General features: G+C 34.2%; 22 protein-coding genes and 1 pseudogene. 7 read left to right on the top strand and 16 right to left on the bottom strand.

Annotated elements, in window-relative coordinates:
- Positions 1-13: 13 nt before the first annotated feature.
- From lepB to ACJJV4_RS00565, 16 genes and pseudogenes are all read right to left on the bottom strand, one after another.
- Positions 14-1594, bottom strand: coding sequence for a signal peptidase I (gene lepB / locus ACJJV4_RS00640; protein ID WP_405291079.1), 1581 nt, complete (start codon positions 1592-1594; stop codon positions 14-16).
- Between the two features lie 68 nt (positions 1595-1662).
- Positions 1663-2367, bottom strand: coding sequence for a 4-hydroxy-tetrahydrodipicolinate reductase (gene dapB, locus ACJJV4_RS00635; protein WP_405291077.1), 705 nt, complete (start codon positions 2365-2367; stop codon positions 1663-1665).
- Between the two features lies 1 nt (position 2368).
- On the bottom strand, positions 2369-3007 hold the full coding sequence (locus ACJJV4_RS00630) for a DUF5683 domain-containing protein (protein WP_405291266.1): 639 nt from the start codon (positions 3005-3007) through the stop codon (positions 2369-2371).
- A complete protein-coding gene (locus ACJJV4_RS00625) occupies positions 2997-3911 on the bottom strand; it encodes a ParB/RepB/Spo0J family partition protein (protein WP_405291076.1) in 915 nt (304 codons plus the stop codon). Before ACJJV4_RS00625 ends, ACJJV4_RS00630 begins: the two co-directional genes overlap by 11 nt.
- 4 nt (positions 3912-3915) lie before the next feature.
- Positions 3916-4680: a ParA family protein gene (locus ACJJV4_RS00620; protein WP_405291074.1), complete on the bottom strand. Its 765-nt coding sequence runs from the start codon at positions 4678-4680 to the stop codon at positions 3916-3918.
- Positions 4681-4812: 132 nt separating this feature from the next.
- A complete protein-coding gene (locus tag ACJJV4_RS00615) occupies positions 4813-5130 on the bottom strand; it encodes an EF-hand domain-containing protein (RefSeq protein WP_405291072.1) in 318 nt (105 codons plus the stop codon).
- A gap of 88 nt (positions 5131-5218) precedes the next feature.
- The gene (locus ACJJV4_RS00610; RefSeq protein WP_405291070.1) at positions 5219-5677 is read right to left on the bottom strand and encodes a tRNA (cytidine(34)-2'-O)-methyltransferase; all 459 of its coding nucleotides are present in this window, start codon (positions 5675-5677) and stop codon (positions 5219-5221) included.
- Positions 5677-6957, bottom strand: coding sequence for an NAD(P)/FAD-dependent oxidoreductase (locus ACJJV4_RS00605; protein WP_405291068.1), 1281 nt, complete (start codon positions 6955-6957; stop codon positions 5677-5679). Before ACJJV4_RS00605 ends, ACJJV4_RS00610 begins: the two co-directional genes overlap by 1 nt.
- Before the next feature lies 1 nt (position 6958).
- Positions 6959-7189, bottom strand: a complete 231-nt coding sequence (locus tag ACJJV4_RS00600) for a hypothetical protein (protein WP_405291066.1) — start codon at positions 7187-7189, stop codon at positions 6959-6961.
- 1 nt (position 7190) lies between these two features.
- Positions 7191-7955, bottom strand: coding sequence for a tryptophan synthase subunit alpha (gene trpA, locus ACJJV4_RS00595; protein ID WP_405291064.1), 765 nt, complete (start codon positions 7953-7955; stop codon positions 7191-7193).
- Between the two features lie 110 nt (positions 7956-8065).
- Positions 8066-9250: a tryptophan synthase subunit beta gene (gene trpB, locus ACJJV4_RS00590; protein ID WP_405291264.1), complete on the bottom strand. Its 1185-nt coding sequence runs from the start codon at positions 9248-9250 to the stop codon at positions 8066-8068.
- 69 nt (positions 9251-9319) lie between these two features.
- A pseudogene (locus ACJJV4_RS00585) lies at positions 9320-9886 on the bottom strand (phosphoribosylanthranilate isomerase); the annotation flags it as partial.
- Positions 9887-9949: 63 nt separating this feature from the next.
- Positions 9950-10735, bottom strand: coding sequence for an indole-3-glycerol phosphate synthase TrpC (gene trpC, locus ACJJV4_RS00580; RefSeq protein WP_405291062.1), 786 nt, complete (start codon positions 10733-10735; stop codon positions 9950-9952).
- Positions 10736-10812: 77 nt separating this feature from the next.
- Positions 10813-11805 carry an anthranilate phosphoribosyltransferase gene (gene trpD / locus ACJJV4_RS00575; protein ID WP_405291060.1) on the bottom strand — a complete coding sequence of 331 codons (993 nt, stop codon included), beginning with the start codon at positions 11803-11805 and terminating at the stop codon, positions 10813-10815.
- Between the two features lie 104 nt (positions 11806-11909).
- Positions 11910-12473, bottom strand: coding sequence for an anthranilate synthase component II (locus ACJJV4_RS00570; protein WP_405291058.1), 564 nt, complete (start codon positions 12471-12473; stop codon positions 11910-11912).
- Between the two features lie 199 nt (positions 12474-12672).
- A complete protein-coding gene (locus ACJJV4_RS00565; protein ID WP_405291056.1) occupies positions 12673-14079 on the bottom strand; it encodes an anthranilate synthase component I family protein in 1407 nt (468 codons plus the stop codon).
- A 653-nt stretch (positions 14080-14732) separates the two neighbouring features.
- Here ACJJV4_RS00565 and ACJJV4_RS00560 point away from each other — a divergent pair.
- The 7 genes from ACJJV4_RS00560 to ACJJV4_RS00530 all read left to right on the top strand — a co-directional run bounded on the left by ACJJV4_RS00560 (position 14733) and on the right by ACJJV4_RS00530 (position 19807).
- On the top strand, positions 14733-15278 hold the full coding sequence (locus ACJJV4_RS00560; RefSeq protein ID WP_405291054.1) for a TlpA family protein disulfide reductase: 546 nt from the start codon (positions 14733-14735) through the stop codon (positions 15276-15278).
- Positions 15279-15284: 6 nt separating this feature from the next.
- A complete protein-coding gene (locus ACJJV4_RS00555) occupies positions 15285-15908 on the top strand; it encodes a thioredoxin family protein (RefSeq protein WP_405291052.1) in 624 nt (207 codons plus the stop codon).
- A gap of 122 nt (positions 15909-16030) precedes the next feature.
- Positions 16031-16348 carry a rhodanese-like domain-containing protein gene (locus ACJJV4_RS00550; protein ID WP_405291050.1) on the top strand — a complete coding sequence of 106 codons (318 nt, stop codon included), beginning with the start codon at positions 16031-16033 and terminating at the stop codon, positions 16346-16348.
- Positions 16349-16352: 4 nt separating this feature from the next.
- Positions 16353-16751 carry a rhodanese-like domain-containing protein gene (locus ACJJV4_RS00545; RefSeq protein WP_405291048.1) on the top strand — a complete coding sequence of 133 codons (399 nt, stop codon included), beginning with the start codon at positions 16353-16355 and terminating at the stop codon, positions 16749-16751.
- Between the two features lie 153 nt (positions 16752-16904).
- Positions 16905-17174, top strand: a complete 270-nt coding sequence (locus ACJJV4_RS00540; protein ID WP_405291046.1) for a hypothetical protein — start codon at positions 16905-16907, stop codon at positions 17172-17174.
- Between the two features lie 159 nt (positions 17175-17333).
- Positions 17334-18320, top strand: coding sequence for a GntR family transcriptional regulator (locus ACJJV4_RS00535; RefSeq protein WP_405291044.1), 987 nt, complete (start codon positions 17334-17336; stop codon positions 18318-18320).
- A complete protein-coding gene (locus ACJJV4_RS00530) occupies positions 18320-19807 on the top strand; it encodes a xylulokinase (protein WP_405291042.1) in 1488 nt (495 codons plus the stop codon). The genes ACJJV4_RS00535 and ACJJV4_RS00530 overlap by 1 nt, the downstream gene beginning before the upstream one ends.
- Positions 19808-19811: the final 4 nt, after the last annotated feature.

The raw sequence follows: 19811 nt of genomic DNA, 5'->3' as shown, positions 1-19811 counted from the left end.
TGTAAGTCAATAATTAGCTATTGGCCGCTTTTCTTTCTTTCCATTTTTTGAATCCAAAATAGCCTGCTAATAGAATTAAAAAGGGAATTAAAAACGATGTTGCTTTTCCAGAACCGCTAACGGTTGTAAAGAAACGCTCCCAACGTGGGCTAGATCCATCCCAGCTCATCCAAATAAATACAGGTTTACCAACAACGTGATCAAACGGTACAAAACCCCATGCTCGTGCATCGATAGAGTTGTGGCGGTTATCACCCATCATCCAATAATAATTTTGTTTAAAAGTGTATGTTGTAGCAACTTCACCGTTTATTAAAATTTGGTTACCTCTTACTTTTACATCATTACCTTCATACTCACTAATAACACGTTTGTAAAGTGGTAAAACATCTAGGTTAATATCGATTGTTTTACCTTCTTCAGGAATGTATAATGGTCCGAAGAAATCTACATTCCAATTATAATTTGGATCGTGAGGAAAAATGTTAGCATCACGAACACCTTTTTCCTTCTTGTTAGGCGTTATGCTTCCAACGTTTGGATGGTTTTTAAACTGCGATAAAGCTTCATCGGAAATTGCCGAAAAATAGTATGTATTGTTGTTATTAATAATACCAAAACCGTCGGTAATATCGTAACGTTCTTTTAAATATGCAGGATTAAATTGATTAGTTTTTGGTTGAACTAAATAGCTGAATTGCAAATGTGCACGATCTGGCAATTCGTTTTTCTTTCCGTTAATATAAACGAAACCATCGCGAACTTCTAAGCTATCTCCAGCAATACCAACGCAGCGTTTTACAAGGTTGGTCTTTTTGTCTATTGGTTTGTAATAGTTTCTGTCCGGTTGAAAATCATTCATATCCAGCAATGTGTCTGCTGGTTGATTGAATACAACAATCTCATTACGTTCTATGTTTTCGAAACCAGGAAATCGTAAGTAAGGAAGTTGTAGTTTGTTAATTAAAGATGTTTTGCGTTCTTCAAAATTATCGTTGAATAAATACGATTTCTTTTTTAAACCAGGAATAGTATCATGTACCATTGGAGCACCAACAGTCGTCATTGGTATTCTGGCGCCGTAATGAAACTTACTTACAAACAGAAAATCACCTACTAATAAAGATTTTTCTAAAGAAGAAGACGGAATAGTAAATGGTTGAATAAAATAAGTATGTACAATAGTTGCAGCAACGATGGCAAATAAAATAGAACTTACCCAATCTCCAGAAGCCGATTTTGGTTGTAAGCTGCGGTTATCAATATAAGTAACATCGGCAACATAATTAAGGTAATAGTTGTAAAAACCTAATGTAACAACGGCTAAAACAGTATCTATTGTGGTGTTTTTTCCAAAACTTCTAGCGGTTTCTACCCAAACTACAGGAAACATAATCATGTTTACTATGGGAAGAAAAAGAAGGATTACCCACCAAACTGGGCGGTTAATTATTTTCATTAAAACGACGCCGTTGTAAACAGGAATAAAAGCTTCCCAGGCTTGGCGACCGGCTTTAATATATAATTTCCAGGTGCCTAATCCATGAATAACCTGAATTATTAAAATGAATATAAACCATTGCATTAACGTCATAATCCTAAATATTTTATTTATTGATGTAAGTAGCTAAATGAGATGTAGCGTTACATTAATTTATTTTTTTAACCAATGTTTAACACATCGTTCATTGTGAAAACACCTGATTTTCCAACAATCCATTCGGCAGCAATTACGGCGCCTAAAGCAAATCCTTGTCTATTATGTGCCACATGGTCTATAGTAATAGTGTCTACTTCACTTTGGTAAGTTACGGTATGTGTGCCCGGAACATCTTCGATACGTTTAGCAACTATTGGAAGTTTTTTATCAGCTTTAGCATCTAGCATCCAACCATCATAATGAGGAGTGTTTGCTATAATACCTTCGGCTAATGTAATGGCAGTTCCACTTGGTGCATCTAGCTTTTTGGTGTGATGAATTTCTTCCATAGAAACATTGTATTGCTCTAAGGTGCTCATCATTTTAGCTAGCGTTTTATTTAATTCGAAAAAAATATTTACGCCTAAGCTAAAGTTTGAAGCATAAATAAAAGCGCCTTTTTTTTCTTTACATAAAGCTACAGCATTATCATAATTTTCTAACCAACCCGTTGTTCCAGAAATAACAGGAACGTTGTTGTTTAAGCAATTTGAAATATTGTTGAAAGCTACGTTTGGAATACTGAAATCTATGGCTACATCGGCTTTAGTAATGTCGTAATCTGTATCATCTTTGTCAACCTTTAAAACAATATTGTGGCCACGTTTAATAGCTATTTGTTCTATGGTTTGTCCCATTCTCCCGTATCCGAGTAAAGCAATGTTCATATTAAAATTTAAAATTTAAAGTTAGTCCAAGGTTGCTAGTTGCGTCAACCTCATTAAATTGGTAGTGCGGTGCCAAAGATAAATTCTCATCTACGTTATATTGAAGTAAATGGGCATCTACATTAGCTTCAATTATATTTAAAGCATACAGGCCAATAGTTACAAGAAGCGAAATTTCTTTGTTTTTTCTATAAAATTCCTGGGCTGTTTCCAATCGGTCTGTGCTTACACGCGGATCGTCTAATTTTGCACCTGTAGAATCAAAATAAAACTCATCAGTTTCAAAACCAGCTAAACGGCTTTTATAGGCATCGCGATATCTATCATATTCTTTACTGTTGGTTACGTAAAAATAAACACCAGTACCTAAAGCAGCATAAACAATAGGGATTTTCCAATATTTTTTATTGTAAGCTTGCCCCAAACCAGGTAAAATTGCTGAATAAAAAGCAGCTTTTGCAGGTCTTAAAGGGTCGTAAGCTTCACTTATTTGAAGAACAGAGTCTACTACAAATTCTTTGGGAAGTGCTTTTGTTTTTTCCTTTGGAACTGTCTCTTCTAATGGTGCTTTATCTTGAGAAAATAAAGAAAAGCAACATAAAAAAGTACATAAACTTGTTATTAGAAATTTATTTTGAATCACCTTCGACTAATTTTTTAATACGGTTAAAATCTTCTTCGGAATGAAATGGAATTGTAATTTTTCCTTTTCCGTTTTTAGAGACTTTAACGTCAATTTTATGTCCAAAGTATTCTGAAAACGAGCTTATTCCAGTTTTAACAAAATTTGGCATAGTTGTATCTGCTTCCTTTTTTACTGGTGCAGCCACAGTTTCATCATTGTTATAATTACGAACTAATACTTCAGTATCTCGCACCGATAATTTATTCGATAATATTTTTTCGTAAATATCTAACTGAATGGATTGGTCTTCAACAGTAATTAAGGCACGGCCATGTCCCATAGAAATAAAGCCATCGCGCATTCCTGTCTGAATAATGGGATCTAGTTTTAATAAACGTAAATAATTAGCAATGGTAGAACGTTTTTTTCCAACACGCTCGCTCATTTGCTCTTGTGTTAGGTTTATTTCGTCTATTAATCGTTGGTATGAAAGTGCTATTTCAATAGGGTCTAAATCTTGACGCTGAATATTTTCAACCAATGCCATTTCGAGCGATTCTTGGTCGTTTGCTATTCTAACGTAGGCCGTAATAGTTTCTAAACCTAATAATTTAGATGCTCTATAACGACGCTCTCCTGAAACGAGTTGATATTTATTAAGCCCTAATTTTCTAACGGTTATAGGTTGGATAATACCTAATTCTTTTATAGAAGATGCTAATTCTCGTAAGCTTTCTTCACTAAAATTAGTTCGGGGTTGAAATGGGTTTACTTCAATAAAATCGATATCTAAATCAACAATATTTCCAATAACTTTATCTGCATTTTTATCTTCAGCCGATTGGATATCGTTACTTGGGTCGTTTAAAAGTGCCGATAAGCCTCTTCCTAAAGCTTGTTTTTTTGTTGCCTTCGCCATATAATTAAGCGTTTTTAGTGATAACTTCTCTTGCTAAACTCAGGTAATTGGTTGCGCCTTTGCTACTTGCATCATAATTAATAATGCTTTCGCCATAACTTGGCGCTTCGCTTAAACGAACATTACGCTGTATAATGGTTTTAAAAACCATATCATTAAAATGTTTCTGCACCTCTTCAACCACTTGGTTTGATAGGCGTAAACGCGAATCGTACATGGTAAGCAATAAGCCTTCAATGTCTAATTCTGGGTTGTGTATTTTCTGAACACTTTTTATCGTGTTTAATAATTTTCCTAAACCTTCTAATGCAAAATACTCACATTGAATTGGGATGATTACGGAATCGGCAGCCGTTAAAGCGTTCAAGGTTAGTAAACCTAGCGATGGCGCGCAATCTATTAATATGTAATCGTAGTCGTCTTTAATTTCACTTAGCGATTTTTTAAGCATGTACTCACGAGCTTCTTTATCAACTAGTTCAATTTCAATAGCGACCAAGTCGATGTGGGCTGGTATAATATCAAGATTTGGCGAATCTGTTTTCATGATAGCCTCTCTTGCTGTGTTAGAATGTTCTAAAAGCTGGTATGTTCCAATTTCTATAGTTTCTACATCTATACCTATTCCAGAGCTTGCATTTGCTTGAGGGTCAGCATCTATAAGTAATACTTTTTTTTCTAATACGCCTAAGGATGCTGCTAGATTTACCGATGTGGTTGTTTTTCCAACACCTCCTTTTTGGTTAGCAATTGCGATGATTTTACCCATTAATGATTTGGTTTTATTAGCTGTAAAAATACGATTATTTATTAGTAATAAAAATGTAGGATGTTATAATTAATTCACAAAAAAAAAGACAGCCTAATTGGCTGTCTTTTAACTGTAAAATGTAAACTAATATTAGTTAGCTTGTTTCTTTTTCTTATTATTTCCTTGGCCTTTTCCTTTCGCCATTCCTGCTTTAAATTCTTCTAAAGTTACAGAACCATTGCTGTCTGCGTCCATTTTAGCAAAACGTTTTTCTAAAACTTCAGCTTCCATTTCTTTTTTACGCTTTTTTGCTTTAAACTCATCTAGTGTAATAAGTTTATCTTCATTAGTATCATATGAAGCAAACATTTTTTCTGGATCTGGTTTCTTTTTGTCTTGTGCATTAGTAATAGAAACAGCACATAATGCCACGATAACTAGGCCGAATTTTAATTTTTTTGATGTCATAATTATATTAGTTTTTAGTTAAACTTCATATTTAGACATTTTTTTTACAAAATAGTTTAATGAAAAATAAAATATTTTTACTCTGGCTTTATTTAAGTCTTAATTGGCTTAATCCTTCATAAACAGTAATGCTAACAGCGTTAGCTAAATTCAAACTACGAATATGTTGGCTGTACAGCGGAATTTTATAAAGTTTATTTGCGTAGGTTTCATTAATCCATTTTGGAAGCCCAACGGATTCTTTACCGAAAACTAAAAATAAGTTGTCTTCAAAAGGAATATCCCAATGTTTTTTTTCACCATGGCTAGAAAGAAAAGCCATCTTCTTATCATGGTTTATTTTAAAGAATTCCTCAATATTATCGTAATATGTAATAGAAAGGTGTTTCCAATAATCTAGCCCAGCACGTTTTAATCGCGCATCCGAAATCTCAAAGCCAAAAGGTTTTACGAGGTGTAAATGTGAGCCAGAACCTAAAGCTAAGCGGCCTATATTGCCTGTGTTATTCGGTATTTCGGGTTCAACTAAAACTATGTTTAAAGGCATTATTCTTTTCTGGTTTTAACTTTGGTTGCAACAGGTTTCATTATAATTCTTAACGTACTATCGTTATTAAAATAGCTAATCATCCAATTCATAAAAATGAGTAATTTGTTTTTTATGCTTAAAATAAGCATTAAGTGGATAAACATCCAGGTGAACCAAGCTAATCGCCCTTGAAAACTGAACTTAGGTAAATCTACAACAGCTTTACGCTTACCTATAGTAGCCATAGAACCTTTGTCGGTATATTCGTAATCCTTTAGGGGTTTGTTTTTAACTTTTCTACTTAGGTTGTCAGCCAAAAGTGAAGCTTGTTGCAAGGCTACACTCGCTACTTGTGCATGTCCTTTAGGGAAAATTGGTGTTTCCATATATGCAATATCCCCCAAAGCATACACATGTTTTAAACCGATTACTTCATTCTGCCTATCAACAACAAGTCGGTTACCACGAGTTATGGAGGTTTCAGGAAAACCTTTAATAACATTACCAGTAACACCTGCCGCCCAAATTACGTTTTTAGAGTTTATTGTTTTTCCGGTATTAAGCGTAACAGTGGTACCGTCGTAATCTTTAACAAAAGTATTTGTAACTACCGAAACTCCAAGCTCTTCTAGATATTTTTGAGACATTTTTTGTGAGCCTTCACTCATTGGACTCAAAGTATTTGGACTGCCTTCTAATAAATATATTTTAAGTTTAGAGAAATCTTTATCAGGATAATCTTTGGGTAAAATATGCTGTTTCATTTCTGCTAAAGCTCCAGCTAATTCAACTCCAGTAGGGCCTCCACCAACAATTACAAAATTTAATAAGGTTTGTAAGTCATCTGGATCAGTTGTGTTTAAAGCGTTTTCAAAAGTTTGCAGAATTCTATTTCTAAGCTGTATCGCTTCAGGAATAGTTTTCATTGGGTAAGCAAAATCTTGTAAATTTTTATTTCCAAAATAGTTTGTTGTACAACCAATAGCAATTACTAAATGGTCGTAATTAAAATTACCGATTGGGGTAGCAACGAATTGGTCGTCAAAATTAATTTCAGAAACTTCTGTAATTCTAATACGTACATTTTTTGCCTTCTGAAACACTTTTCGTAGTGGAAATGAAATGCTTGCAGGTTCAAGTCTAGCTGTTGCTACCTGATACATTAAGGGCTGAAATTGATGATAATTCTGTTTGTCAATTAAGTAAACCTCGTAGTTTGGGTGGTTTATTAAATCTTGAGCCAGTCTCAACCCAGCAAAACCAGCACCAACAATTACAACTTTTTCCGTTTCAGCCATGTTATTTTATTTTTTTACCAACTTTAAATAGATTAAGCAGTAGAATTCTTATTAAAAGCACAAAAGGAAACCCATGTAAAAAAACATCAAACCAATCCATAAATTGCATTCCAGTTGCTCCGCCTAATATCCATTTTAATTTACCTAGAATATGTGGTTCTGGCAAAAAAGGAGCGAGGCCAAGTGTTAAGCACAATAGTAAAATTAGTTTCCAATCGTTAAGAGATTTCATTTTAGCTAAGTATAGATTTTACAAAAGCGTCTGTTTTGTTTATGCCTTTTTCTGTAATATGCTTTATAAAAGCACTACCAATAATAGCGCCTTTAGCGTATTGAGTAGCTTGTGTAAACGTTTCATTGTCCGATATTCCAAAACCAATAATCTGTGGGTTTTTTATTTCCATTTTGGCAATACGTTCAAAATAACTCATTTGTTCGTTGCCAAACCCAGAGCTACTTCCTGTAACGCTAGCGCTACTCACCATATAAATAAAACCATTCGAGATAGAATCGATGAAATTAATACGTTCCACAGAGGTTTGTGGCGTAATTAAAAACACGTTTATCAGGCCGTATTTTTCAAAAGTCGCTTTGTACTCATCGTTATAAACATCTACAGGTAAATCTGGAATTATTAAGCCATCGATACCAATGTCCTGACATTTTTTACAAAACGCCTCCACACCATATTGCAACATTGGATTAAAATAGCCCATAATTATTAACGGAATAGATACCGTTTTTCTAATATCTTTTAACTGATCGAAAAGCACCTCGGTAGTCATACCATTTTTCAATGCTTGCGTAGAACTAGCCTGTATCGTTGGTCCATCGGCCAAAGGATCACTAAAAGGGAGTCCTATTTCTATCATGTCTACCCCGTTTTTTTCCAAACCTTCAATAATACCAACAGTATCGTCAATGCTTGGATATCCTGCCGTGAAGTATATAGACAGTAGTTTTTTATTTTCTTTGAGTTTAGTTTGAATACGATTCATTTTATTTTTATTTGGGCGTTACCCACAAGGGGGCGGGCTTTCACGAGTCGCTCTCTACGAGGAGCTCCAACAATCGCTCAATCCCTAACGCATTAGTAACGTCTGCTTGTTTATATTTTAAAATATTCAATATAATTCTGTAAATCCTTATCACCACGTCCTGAAAGACTCACAACAACCACGTCGTCTGGTTTAAAGGTTTTTTCTTCAAAAATAGCCAGCGCATGCGAACTCTCAATAGCCGGAATAATACCTTCTAGTTTACATAAATCCAAACCAGCCGTCATAGCTTGATCATCGGTAATCGACATAAATTCAGCACGTCCCGTTTTGCATAAATGTGCGTGCATTGGGCCAACACCAGGGTAGTCTAAACCAGCCGAAATAGAGTAAGGCTCTGTAATCTGTCCATCTTTAGTTTGCATTAACAAAGTTTTACAACCATGTATAACTCCTTCGTGACCTAAAACAGATGTGGCAGCACTCTCTCCAGAGTTAACACCTAAACCAGCCGCTTCAACAGCAATAATTTTTACATCAAGTTCGTGTAAATAATGGTAGTATGTTCCAGCAGCATTACTTCCGCCACCAATACAGGCCACAACATAATCAGGGTTTTCTCTCCCGATTTGTTCTTTTAATTGCCATTTTATTTCTTCGGAAATTATCGATTGAAATCTAGTAACCATATCTGGGTATGGGTGCGGTCCAATAGCCGACCCAATGATATAGTGAGTATCCACAGGGTTGTTAATCCAATCGCGAATGGCTTCGTTTGTAGCATCTTTTAAAGTTCTACTTCCAGAAAGTGCAGGTACAACGGTAGCGCCTAACATTTTCATTCTGGCTACGTTTGGTGCTTGACGGGCAATATCAATTTCGCCCATGTAAACAATACATTCTAATCCCATTAAAGCACAAACAGTGGCAGTGGCAACACCGTGTTGTCCGGCTCCAGTTTCGGCAATAATTCTAGTTTTACCTAAACGTTTGGCCATTAAAATTTGTCCAACCGTATTGTTTATTTTGTGTGCACCAGTATGGTTTAAATCTTCACGCTTTAAATAAATTTTAGTGTTGTATTTTTCAGAAAGACGTTTAGCAAAATATAAAGGAGATGGGCGACCAACATAATCTTTTAAAAGTTGATTAAACTCTTTTTGAAAATCAGGTTCTGCCATTACTTTTAAATAGTTTTGGCGTAATTCTTCCACATTCGGGTAAAGCATTTCCGGAATAAATGCACCACCAAATTCGCCGTAATAGCCTTTTTCGTTTACGTTATAATTTTCCATATGTTCATTTAAATTTGAGTCTGTTCCATGGTTTGTATGGAAAAACAAATTTGTTTTAAAGTCTTTTAATAATTCTATATTTTTTAATCCCGGCTCTATTTCAAACTTACTATTTACATCTAAAGCATAACAGTATTTTGAAGCCGTACTTTGTTGAAACTTTTTAACAGCTTCAATTTCATTAAAACCAATACCTCCACTTAAAAAGAAGGGTTTAGTAGAAGGGTAGTTGCTTAATACATTCCAATCGAAAGTATAACCATTTCCGCCTGGGTGTTTTCCTTTGGTATCAAATAAAAAGTAATCGCAAACAGATTCGTAAGGTTTTAAAACCTCGAAATTGAATTCGTTTTTTATAGAGAATACTTTAATAATTTCTGATACTTTTGCTTTTAAGCTGGCACAATATTCTGGCGATTCTTCACCGTGTAATTGAACAGCTTGTAAGTTGAATGTTTTTATTTTTTCAATAACAACTTCTAAATCTTCATTAACAAAAACACCAGTTTTTTTTACAGAACTTGATATTTCTGGAATCGATTTATCAAAATTTCTAGACGATTTATCGTAGAATATAAAGCCTAAATAGTCGGGCTGTAAAGCAGCGACTTCAGTTATATTCTCTTGATATTTCATTCCGCAAATTTTCAGTTTCATGATGTTCAATTTGTGTTGTTCTAAAATAAATTCAGTAAAATTTTATTTATTCAATTGGTTTATAAAGTCTGTAGCACTTGCCCCAGGATTGTCTGTTTTCATAAAGTTTTCACCTATTAAAAATCCTTGATATCCAAATGGCTGAAGTTCTTTAATGGCTTCAACGCTACTTATGCCACTTTCTGATACTTTTACAAAATCGTTTGGTATCTGTGTGCTTAATAATTTACTAGTTTCTAAACTGACTTCAAAGGTTTTTAAATTTCTGTTATTTACACCAAGCATATCTAAACTTGGCATAATAGATTTATGTAATTCCTCTTCGTTATGTACTTCTAAAAGCACATCTAGATTTAAGCTTTTTGCAAACTCAGAGAATTGTTTTATTTCGTCTCGAGAAAGAATAGCTGCAATAAGCAAAATAACATCGGCGCCATAAGCTTTGGCTTCTAGCATTTGGTACTCATCAATTATAAATTCTTTTCTGAGTAATGGTAGGTTGCAACTTGCTCGTGCTGTTAATAAATCGTCTAGAGAGCCTCCAAAGTATTTTCCATCGGTTAGAACAGACATACCACAAACGCCAGCATCTTGATAGCCTTTTGCTACATCTTGAACGTTTAATCCGTTATTAATTACAGATTTTGATGGCGATCTGCGTTTATGTTCGGCTATAATTCCAGATTTACTGTTGCGTAAATTATTAGCAAGTGAAACGGTTTGTCTTCCAAATAAAACAGATTGTTCTAATTGAGAAACTGGGATTAAACTTTTACGAAGTTCAACTTCCTTACGTTTATCTAATGTTATTTTGTCTAAAATATTCATGTTCTAGTCTTGAAGCCTGAGTCTTAAGTTTTGAGTGAGCAAACTGCCAACCGAATACTATTAACTGCGGACTTTTTTTATTTACTTAACTCAATTAATTTATCTAAACTCGTTTTTGCTTTTCCTGAAAATAACGACTCTTTTGCTAGTTCAAAACCTTCTTGATGCGAAATTTGTTTTGATGTGGCAATGGCTAAACCGGCGTTAGCACAAACCACGTTGTTTTGTGCTTCTGTTCCCTTTCCGTTAACGATGTCCACAAAGATATTGGCAGCATCTTTTATGGTATCGCCACCAAAAATATCACTTTGTCTTATTACTGAAATGCCTAAATCTTCTGGTGAAAAAAGTTTTTCTGTATGATTAGAAATAATTTTTGCTTTTCCTGTTAATGAAATTTCATCGTAACCATCTAAAGCATAAACGATGTTATAATTATGTCCTGTGTTTTGAAACAGGAAACTATAAAGTCTTAAAACTTCTAAATTAAAAACACCTAAAACATGATTTTTTGGAAACGACGGATTAACTAAAGGCCCGAGCATGTTAAAAAAAGTTTTAACACCGAGTTCTTTACGAATAGGCGCTACGTTTTTCATTGCTGGGTGAAATAACGGTGCATGTAAAATACATATACCTGCTTGGTCTAAAGCGCGTTTTAAAAAATCTTCATTATTAGAAAATTTCACACCTAAATGCTCCATAACATTTGAAGATCCCGATGTTGACGATACACCGTAGTTACCGTGTTTAGAAACATGAACACCTGCTCCCGCCGTAATAAAAGCCGATAGGGTAGAGATGTTGAATGTGTTTTTGCCATCGCCACCAGTGCCTACAATATCGATAGCATTAAAATCGCTAAGATTCACTGGCAAACAAAGCTCTAGAAGTGCATCTCTAAAACCTTTTAGTTCTTCGAGAGTAATACTTCTCATCATGAAAACTGATAAAAAACATGCTATTTGGCTCGGGTTATACATATCGTTGGATATGTTGACTATAACTTGTTTAGCTTCTTCGGTAGAAAGGGTTTCGTGATTTATTAATCTATTTAGTAAATGTTTCATTTCTGTAAAAGAGATAATTGTTACTGGTTAATGGTTGTTTGCTAATTATGTTTTTTCATCCGAGTAAGTACTACTTAACTACCACTGAAAACTGCGACTATTTTTTAATTTTCCACCCAGTTTTTTAATATTGCTTTTCCGTTAGGTGTTAAAACCGATTCTGGATGATATTGTACACCACGAACATCGTAAATTTTATGGCGTAAAGACATAATTTGTCCGTTAGCATCTACCGATGTTGCTTCTAAACTTTCTGGTAAATTTGGGTTAACTACCCACGAGTGGTAACGCCCAACTTCTATATTTTTATCTAAACCTTTAAACAAGATTTCGTCGTCTACGGTTATAGTAACATTTGTTGCTACACCGTGATAAACGTCTTCTAGGTTTATAAGCGAACCTCCAAAAACTTCACCTATTGCTTGTTGACCAAGGCAAACACCTAAAATGCTTTTGGTTGGTGCGTAAGTTTCTATAATGGCTTTTAGTAAACCAGCTTCGTCTGGAATTCCTGGGCCTGGAGATAGTACGATTTTATGGAACGGTTTAACATCGTCTAGAGTGAGTTTGTCGTTACGTACTACGGTAACATCGCAGTTTAAATCTTCTAGGTAATGAACTAGGTTGTATGTGAAACTGTCGTAATTGTCTATGACTAGTACTTTCATATGTTTATTTTTTTTCAGATGACTCTGAATTTTATTCTTCTTTTTTTAGCTGAGTAAACACTGTTTACTGGAACTGTTCACTTTTCCTTAGGGCTACTCCCGCGTTAGGGATTGAGGCTTTGTTGAAGCTCTTTTTTGTTTTTCTCAAAAAAAGCGACTGCCGAAAGCCCGACCCTTTTCGGGTAACGCCCAAATTATTTTATATGTCTTCGGCTACTTTTATGGCTTTCGTTAATGCACCGAGTTTGTTAAATACTTCTTGCAGCTCACTTTCGGCATTGGATTTTGATACCATTCCGGCGCCTGCTTGCCAGTTTAATTTATAGTCTTTACTTAAAAAAGTACGGATCATGATGGCGTGGTTAAAATTGCCGTCGAAATCCATAAAACCTATTGCGCCGCCGTAATAGCCTCGACTTGTTTTTTCGTATTGTTCTATAAGTTGCATAGCGCGGTGTTTTGGTGCGCCACTCAAGGTTCCTGCTGGAAACGTATCGGCCACAACTTGCATGGTTGAGGTACTTTTGTGTTTTTTGCCAACAACTTTACTAACCAGGTGAATAACGTGCGAGAAAAACTGAACTTCGCGGTAGGTAACTACTTTTACTTCGCTGCCGTGACGACTTAAATCGTTTCGAGCAAGATCTACAAGCATGACGTGTTCGGCGTTTTCTTTGTCGTCTTTTTTAAGTTTTTCTGCCAATATTTCGTCTTTGTCCTCATCGCCTGTCCGTTTAAAAGTTCCGGCGATAGGATGGATTTCTGCCATACCATCGGAAACAATAAGTTGAGCTTCGGGCGAACTACCAAATATTTTAAAATCGCCATAATCGAAATAAAACAAGTACGGTGATGGGTTTATGCTACGAAGGGCGCGATAGATATTGAAATCGTCGCCAGTAAATTCTTGTGAAAAACGACGTGATAATACGAGTTGAAAAACATCGCCTCGTGCACAGTGTTTACGTGCTAACTCAACTTGGTTTTTAAATTCGTCGTCGGTTAAATTAGATTGTATATCGCCTTTAGACTTGAAATTATAAGATGCAAAGTTTTGCACGTTTATAAGTTTATCAATGGCATCGATATTATTTTCGGCATCATCATAACAATGCGCGAAAATATAAGCTTCGTTTTTGTAATGGTTTATGGCAATGATGTTTTTGTAAACCGCATAATAGATATCTGGGATAACTACCGAATTATCTTTTTTGCTAATTTGTACATCTTCAAAATAACGAACTGCATCGTAGGCTGTGTAACCAAAGATTCCATTATTTATAAACTTAAAATCTTCATCCGTTTGTGGTTTAAAACGTTTGGTGAAATCATGAATTTCATCGGCTACATTTATTTCGCTTGTAATATTAAGTGAAGTTGAACTGCCATCTGGAAAAGTTTGCGATATCACTTCATTTTCTACTTTTATAGAGGCGATGGGATTAAAGCATATATACGAAAAGTTTTTGTGGCTTCTGTGGTAGTCACCACTTTCCAGTAGAATACTATTCGGGTATTTATCGCGTATTTTATAGTAAACAGAAACCGGTGTAATAGTATCTGTTAATATTTTTTTGTGGTGTGTGTATAAATTAAATTTTTCCATTTATTGTTTTTTGTATTTCGACAAATAGCCAAAAAGTGAACGATTTTAAAATAAAAAAAAGGCTTGTCGTGAATGACAAGCCTTTTGGATATTTTTAAGTTTTAAATATACTCGGGTTTCTTCACGAATTTTAGTTTCGAAAGCTCCACCACCAAGAATTATTTAAAAATATGTTCATTGTTATTTTTTTATTGGTTCAAATATAAAGATTGAAAAAGTATTAAACAAAACTTTGTGCTGTTTTTACGAAAAAAGGAAAAATAGCTTTAAATTGTTAGAGATTCCGCTTTAAAAAAGACTGCTATAACATGTACAGCAGTCTTGGTTGGTTACTAAGGGTTTAGGGAAACCTACGTTGCTATTAACCTTAATTTTCAAAAAAGCAAACCTAATTTAGCTTTTTTGGTGGTGGTTAGGCCAGCCACTAATACTTTTTCTGTTTTTATATTATATATCCGGTTTAATAAATCGGTTTTACGTTTAAATTAATTGTTTTACACTTTTTTTAGCATCTGAGTTTTCATATTAGCCTTATGTGTTTAATAACTGTCTTACTCACAAAAGTATGTAAAATTTAGAGTAATTTTCTGTTTTTGTATAAAAGTTTGTTAAACAGTAAGAAAAGTAAAACGGGATTAATTAAATTTATAGTTATGAAACAATATCTCCTTATAATAACCATCCTACTTGCTGTTAGTTGTGGTAATAACAACAAACAAAAAAAAGGCTTAAAAGATGATGCTGCACTAAATGAAGTATCTAACTTGGATGAAAATGAGTTGGAACTTGAAGTATATGATTTTGATGGTTTAAAACCTTTCTTAAATAAGCAGGATAATAACGTTCATGTTATTAATTTTTGGGCAACTTGGTGCGGGCCATGCGTTAAAGAATTACCATATTTTGAAAAGTTAAAGTCTGAATACCAAAATAAAAACGTAGATGTTGTGTTGGTAAGTTTAGATTTTCCGCATTTATATGAATCTAAATTGAAACCTTTTATTAGAAGAGAGCAATTAAAATCGAAAGTCATCGCTTTAGATGACGTTGATAGCAATTCTTGGATTCCGCAAGTCGATGAAACGTGGTCTGGTGCAATACCTGCAACTATTATTTATACAAATGGTAAGCGGAAGTTTTTTGAAAAGTCTTTTACTTACGAAGAGTTAGAGCATGAATTAAACCAATTTTTAAATTAAAAAATTATGAGAAAAACAATTAAAATAATGTCGGTAATTCTAGTGGTGCTATGTGCAAGTGCGTTTACGTTAAAAACGTCGAATAGTATGGATAGCGGTTATGCTATTGGTGATATTGCAGAAGATTTTTCTTTGAAGAATATTGATGGAAACATGGTTTCGCTTTCCGATTACAAAGATGCTAAAGGATTTATAGTAACATTTACTTGCAATACTTGCCCTTACGCGGTAATGTATGAAGACCGAATAGTTGCGCTTGATAAAAAATATGCTGAGTTAGGATACCCTGTAATTGCAATTATGCCTAATAATACAAATGTTAAACCAGACGACAATCTAGAGGCTATGAAAGTACGTGCTGCAGAAAAAGGTTTTACGTTTCCTTATTTAATAGATAAAAAACAAGAGGTTTACCCAAAGTTTGGAGCAACAAAAACGCCTCATGTTTTTGTTTTACAGAAAACAAAGCAAGGGAATGAAGTGAAATATATTGGAGCAATCGACGATAATTATAAAGATGCTCGTGCGGTAACTACTAAATATGTTGAAAATGCTGTAGACGCTTTACTTAACGGAAAAGACATTAAAGAAACCGAAACAAGAGCAATAGGTTGTGGTATAAAAGTATAATTCAATAGTTTTAAAAGAACCGAAAAAAAGCTGAAGTGTAATACTTCGGTTTTTTTTCGTCTATTATGGTATAAATATTAAATTTGTTTTTATATAATGAAACAAAAAACAACAAAATAATAATGGAAGATTTAACACAAGAAGAGTGGACTGAGCAATTAGCTAAAGATGATAATGCGGTAATTTTAGATGTAAGAACAGATGCTGAGGTGGCTGATGGTATTATTGAGGGGGCTTTACATATTGACATATATAAAGGACAAGAGTTTGTTAGCGAGATAGAAGCACTAGATAAAAGTAAAAATTATTATGTGTATTGCCGTTCTGGTAACCGCAGTGGGCAAGCTTGTGCTATTATGGATCAGTTAGGTTTTGAAAACGCTTATAATCTAGAAGGTGGTATGCTAGAATGGACTGGTGATGTTGTAGATTTAAAGTAAGTTTATGAAACAAATTTCAATAGTTATATCCATCTTTTTTTGTGCCTTAATGTTTAATTGTAAAGCGCAAAATGATGATGTGTTTACAGCAGTAACTCCAGAAGAGTTAGGCGTGCTTTTACAAGAACAAAAGGAGATTAAATTAATTGATGTTAGAACACCTGCAGAGTTTAATGCTGGGCATATTTCTGGGGCCGAAAACATTAATTTTTTGTCCGATAATTTTTCTAAATCTTTAGAGGGATTAGATAAGAATGAACCGCTTATAATTTATTGTAAGTCAGGTCGCAGAAGTGGTAAAAGTAGAGCTGTTTTTAAAGAGTTAGGCTTTCTAAAAGTGTATGATTTAGAAGGCGGAATTTTAAAATGGAAATCTCAAAATTTCGAGGTAAAAACAAATTAATATTTATTTTTTACGTTTATCTGTTTTTTGTAACTGCTTGTCTTTTTTATTCTTGTTTAGTAACTGTTTTTACTAACTTTAAAGTGATTTCAAAAATAAGCGTGAACTGCTTATTTTTAACATTTGATTCTAATTAATCCCTCGATAGAATTTATGGAAAACGGTTATGTCATTATTGGTATAATAGCTTTGCTATTTTTAAGTATGTACGGCTATTCATATTGGTCTGTTTTTAAAGAAAAAGTAAGACAAAAAGAAGAAAATTTAAAACAAACAGAAGCGCAAGAAATAAGGCGCAAAGCGCGAATCGAAAAACAAGAAGCTTTACTAGAGCGTGTTCGTGTTTTTAATGAGCGAAAAAAAGAAATGCGACAAAAGTCTCCATTGCTAGATAAGTTAAAAAAACAGCAAAAAGTGAGTTGATTTTCTTGTTAAATAATTTTTTTTAAAGCCATGTACATTTTTTAAATGTACATGGCTTTTTTTATGCCCAAAATAAACTTTTAAAAAAAATAATCGTCTAATAATATTTAATTTTTATATTTGCATACCAGACCAGACCAGAACAGTATGGTTTTAAATATGGATTTTGAAATTGATATAAATAGCGAAACACCTAAGTATCAGCAATTAGTAAATGCTATCAATAACGAGCTTGCAAACAATAGATTGGTAAGTGGAGATGCACTTCCTTCTGTTAATGCCGTTTGCAAAGCGTTGCAGCTTTCGCGAGATACTGTTTTTAAAGCTTATTCTATTTTAAAGGAACATGGTGTAATCGAGTCTGTGCCAAACAAAGGCTACTACGTGGCCAATGAAACACGTAAAGTATTATTGCTTTTAGATACATTTAAGGCTTATAAGGAAGTGTTATACCATTCATTTGTTAATAATTTACCCGAAAATGTAATCACAGATATTCAGTTTCATCATTATAACATTGATAATTTTAAAACCATAATTAATAATAGCAAAGGCAAGTATTATAAATATGTGGTAATGACTTTCGATAATAAAGAAGTTTCCGAAGTATTGTCTGATATTAACGATAGTAAATTACTTTTAATAGACTGGAATGTACATGCTAAAAAGAACAATAATTTTGTTTTTCAAGACTTTGGGAAATCGTTTTTTACTGCCCTAAATGAAGCTACTGCAGCTTTTCAGAAATATAAAAAAATAGTACTCGTTTATCCAACATTTACACACCACCCTATAGAAACAGTTCATTATTTTAAAACCTATTGTAACGAAGCGGGTTTTAGTTTTGGGGTTATTACCGACGCAAAAGATTTTATTATTAAAAAAAACGAAGCTTATATCAGTGTTAGCGATCGTATTTTAGGTTTTTTCTTAGAGCAATGCCGTACTAACAATTTCGAGCCAGGAACAGATGTTGGCTTTTTATCATATAACGAAACGCCTATGAAACAATTTATCTACAAAGGCATTTCCGTTATATCCACAGATTTTAAAGAGCTAGGTGCTAAAGCTGCAGGTTTTGTTAGTGAAGACATAGCTATTCAAGAATACATACCAACCAAACTAATTTTAAGAGACTCATTATAATGAATTACAATTTAGGAATCGACATAGGTAGCTCGTCAATAAAAGTTGCGCTAGTAGAAACAGAAACAGGCAAAAGTTTAGGAGTTGTGCAAGAACCCAAAGAGGAAATGGGTATGTACGCTCAAAAAAACGGTTGGGCAGAACAAGACCCGAACGATTGGTGGTTGCATATTTGTAATGCCATTAAAGAATTAAAAAAAGAATACAGTCTTAATAGGTCTCAAATTGTAGGTATTGGTATTTCTTATCAAATGCACGGTTTAGTTCTGGTAGACAAAAGCGGCGAGCCATTGCGCAAAAGTATTATTTGGTGCGATAGTCGCGCTGTAGAAATAGGGCATAACGCTTTCGCTGAAATAGGAGAGGCTAAATGTGCCGAGCATTTACTTAACTCTCCGGCAAATTTTACAGCCTCAAAGTTAAAATGGGTAAAAGATAACGAACCTGATCTTTACAGTAAAATTTATAAGTTTATGTTGCCGGGCGATTACATAGCATATAAGTTTTCGAACAAAATGAATACTACTATATCAGGACTTTCCGAAGGTATATTCTGGGATTTTAAAAACGATAGTATTGCCGATTTTCTATTAGAGTATTACGGTATAAGTGCAAATTTAGTACCGGATATTGTAGATACTTTTTGTCACCAATCTCAAGTCGATGAGCGTGGAGAGCAAGATAGTGGTCTTGCCGAGGGAACTCCAATTTATTATAGAGCCGGAGACCAACCCAATAACGCGCTTTCTCTTAATGTTTTTAACCCTGGAGAAGTTGCTGCAACAGGAGGGACCTCAGGAGTAGTTTATGCTGTAACCAACAGTCTTTCTGGAAAAGAAAGTACACGAGTAAACAATTTTGCACACGTAAATTATACTAAAGACAATAAGAACATTGGGAAATTATTAAACATTAATGGAGCAGGAATACAATACCGTTGGTTGTTAAATAACCTCGATGTTAGCTCTTACGAAGAAATGAATAATATAGCATCTAATATTCCAATTGGTTCAGATGGTGTGTGCGTATTGCCCTTTGGTAACGGTGCCGAACGTATGCTAAACAACAAAAGTATTGGCACGCGCATGGTAAACGTAAACCTTAACAATCATAACAAAGCACATTTATGTCGTGCTGCACTAGAGGGCATTGCATTTTCGTTTTTATACGGAATGGAAATACTAAAATCCGATGGTATTAAAGCCAGCGTAATTCGTGCAGGAAACGATAATTTATTCCGTTCAGAAATTTTTGCAAACACCGTAGCGACTCTAATTGGGCAAGAAATTGAAATTTACAATACCACCGGAGCTATTGGTGCTGCGCGTGCTGCAAACTTACATAAGGGCGATTTTGCAGCCTTCGGAAAAACCATTATGAATAACGATCACGTTATGACGTTTATGCCTTTCAAAGACAAAACACCATACATAGAAGCATATAATAACTGGAAAAAAGAGCTAGAACTTGTATTAAATAAAAATTAGGGCG

It is taken from the genome of Algibacter sp. Ld11 (genome assembly GCF_045066735.1).
GTDB lineage: Bacteria > Bacteroidota > Bacteroidia > Flavobacteriales > Flavobacteriaceae > Algibacter.
The sequence above is the reverse complement of the archived record's forward strand: the minus strand, read 5'-3'. Positions and strand labels throughout refer to the sequence as shown.

What these genes read in the sequence shown, in the direction of transcription:
- trpC (WP_405291062.1), bottom strand. Translation starts at nt 10,735, where the DNA reads ATGAATATTTTAGACAAAATAACATTAGATAAACGTAAGGAAGTTGAA.
- ACJJV4_RS00600 (WP_405291066.1), bottom strand. Translation starts at nt 7,189, where the DNA reads ATGAAATCTCTTAACGATTGGAAACTAATTTTACTATTGTGCTTAACA.
- trpB (WP_405291264.1), bottom strand. Translation starts at nt 9,250, where the DNA reads ATGGAAAATTATAACGTAAACGAAAAAGGCTATTACGGCGAATTTGGT.
- ACJJV4_RS00615 (WP_405291072.1), bottom strand. Translation starts at nt 5,130, where the DNA reads ATGACATCAAAAAAATTAAAATTCGGCCTAGTTATCGTGGCATTATGT.
- trpD (WP_405291060.1), bottom strand. Translation starts at nt 11,805, where the DNA reads ATGAAACATTTACTAAATAGATTAATAAATCACGAAACCCTTTCTACC.
- ACJJV4_RS00540 (WP_405291046.1), top strand. Translation starts at nt 16,905, where the DNA reads ATGGAAAACGGTTATGTCATTATTGGTATAATAGCTTTGCTATTTTTA.
- dapB (WP_405291077.1), bottom strand. Translation starts at nt 2,367, where the DNA reads ATGAACATTGCTTTACTCGGATACGGGAGAATGGGACAAACCATAGAA.
- ACJJV4_RS00570 (WP_405291058.1), bottom strand. Translation starts at nt 12,473, where the DNA reads ATGAAAGTACTAGTCATAGACAATTACGACAGTTTCACATACAACCTA.
- ACJJV4_RS00545 (WP_405291048.1), top strand. Translation starts at nt 16,353, where the DNA reads ATGAAACAAATTTCAATAGTTATATCCATCTTTTTTTGTGCCTTAATG.
- ACJJV4_RS00550 (WP_405291050.1), top strand. Translation starts at nt 16,031, where the DNA reads ATGGAAGATTTAACACAAGAAGAGTGGACTGAGCAATTAGCTAAAGAT.
- lepB (WP_405291079.1), bottom strand. Translation starts at nt 1,594, where the DNA reads ATGACGTTAATGCAATGGTTTATATTCATTTTAATAATTCAGGTTATT.
- ACJJV4_RS00560 (WP_405291054.1), top strand. Translation starts at nt 14,733, where the DNA reads ATGAAACAATATCTCCTTATAATAACCATCCTACTTGCTGTTAGTTGT.
- ACJJV4_RS00620 (WP_405291074.1), bottom strand. Translation starts at nt 4,680, where the DNA reads ATGGGTAAAATCATCGCAATTGCTAACCAAAAAGGAGGTGTTGGAAAA.
- ACJJV4_RS00555 (WP_405291052.1), top strand. Translation starts at nt 15,285, where the DNA reads ATGAGAAAAACAATTAAAATAATGTCGGTAATTCTAGTGGTGCTATGT.
- ACJJV4_RS00625 (WP_405291076.1), bottom strand. Translation starts at nt 3,911, where the DNA reads ATGGCGAAGGCAACAAAAAAACAAGCTTTAGGAAGAGGCTTATCGGCA.
- ACJJV4_RS00565 (WP_405291056.1), bottom strand. Translation starts at nt 14,079, where the DNA reads ATGGAAAAATTTAATTTATACACACACCACAAAAAAATATTAACAGAT.
- ACJJV4_RS00535 (WP_405291044.1), top strand. Translation starts at nt 17,334, where the DNA reads ATGGATTTTGAAATTGATATAAATAGCGAAACACCTAAGTATCAGCAA.
- ACJJV4_RS00610 (WP_405291070.1), bottom strand. Translation starts at nt 5,677, where the DNA reads ATGCCTTTAAACATAGTTTTAGTTGAACCCGAAATACCGAATAACACA.
- ACJJV4_RS00605 (WP_405291068.1), bottom strand. Translation starts at nt 6,957, where the DNA reads ATGGCTGAAACGGAAAAAGTTGTAATTGTTGGTGCTGGTTTTGCTGGG.
- trpA (WP_405291064.1), bottom strand. Translation starts at nt 7,955, where the DNA reads ATGAATCGTATTCAAACTAAACTCAAAGAAAATAAAAAACTACTGTCT.
- ACJJV4_RS00530 (WP_405291042.1), top strand. Translation starts at nt 18,320, where the DNA reads ATGAATTACAATTTAGGAATCGACATAGGTAGCTCGTCAATAAAAGTT.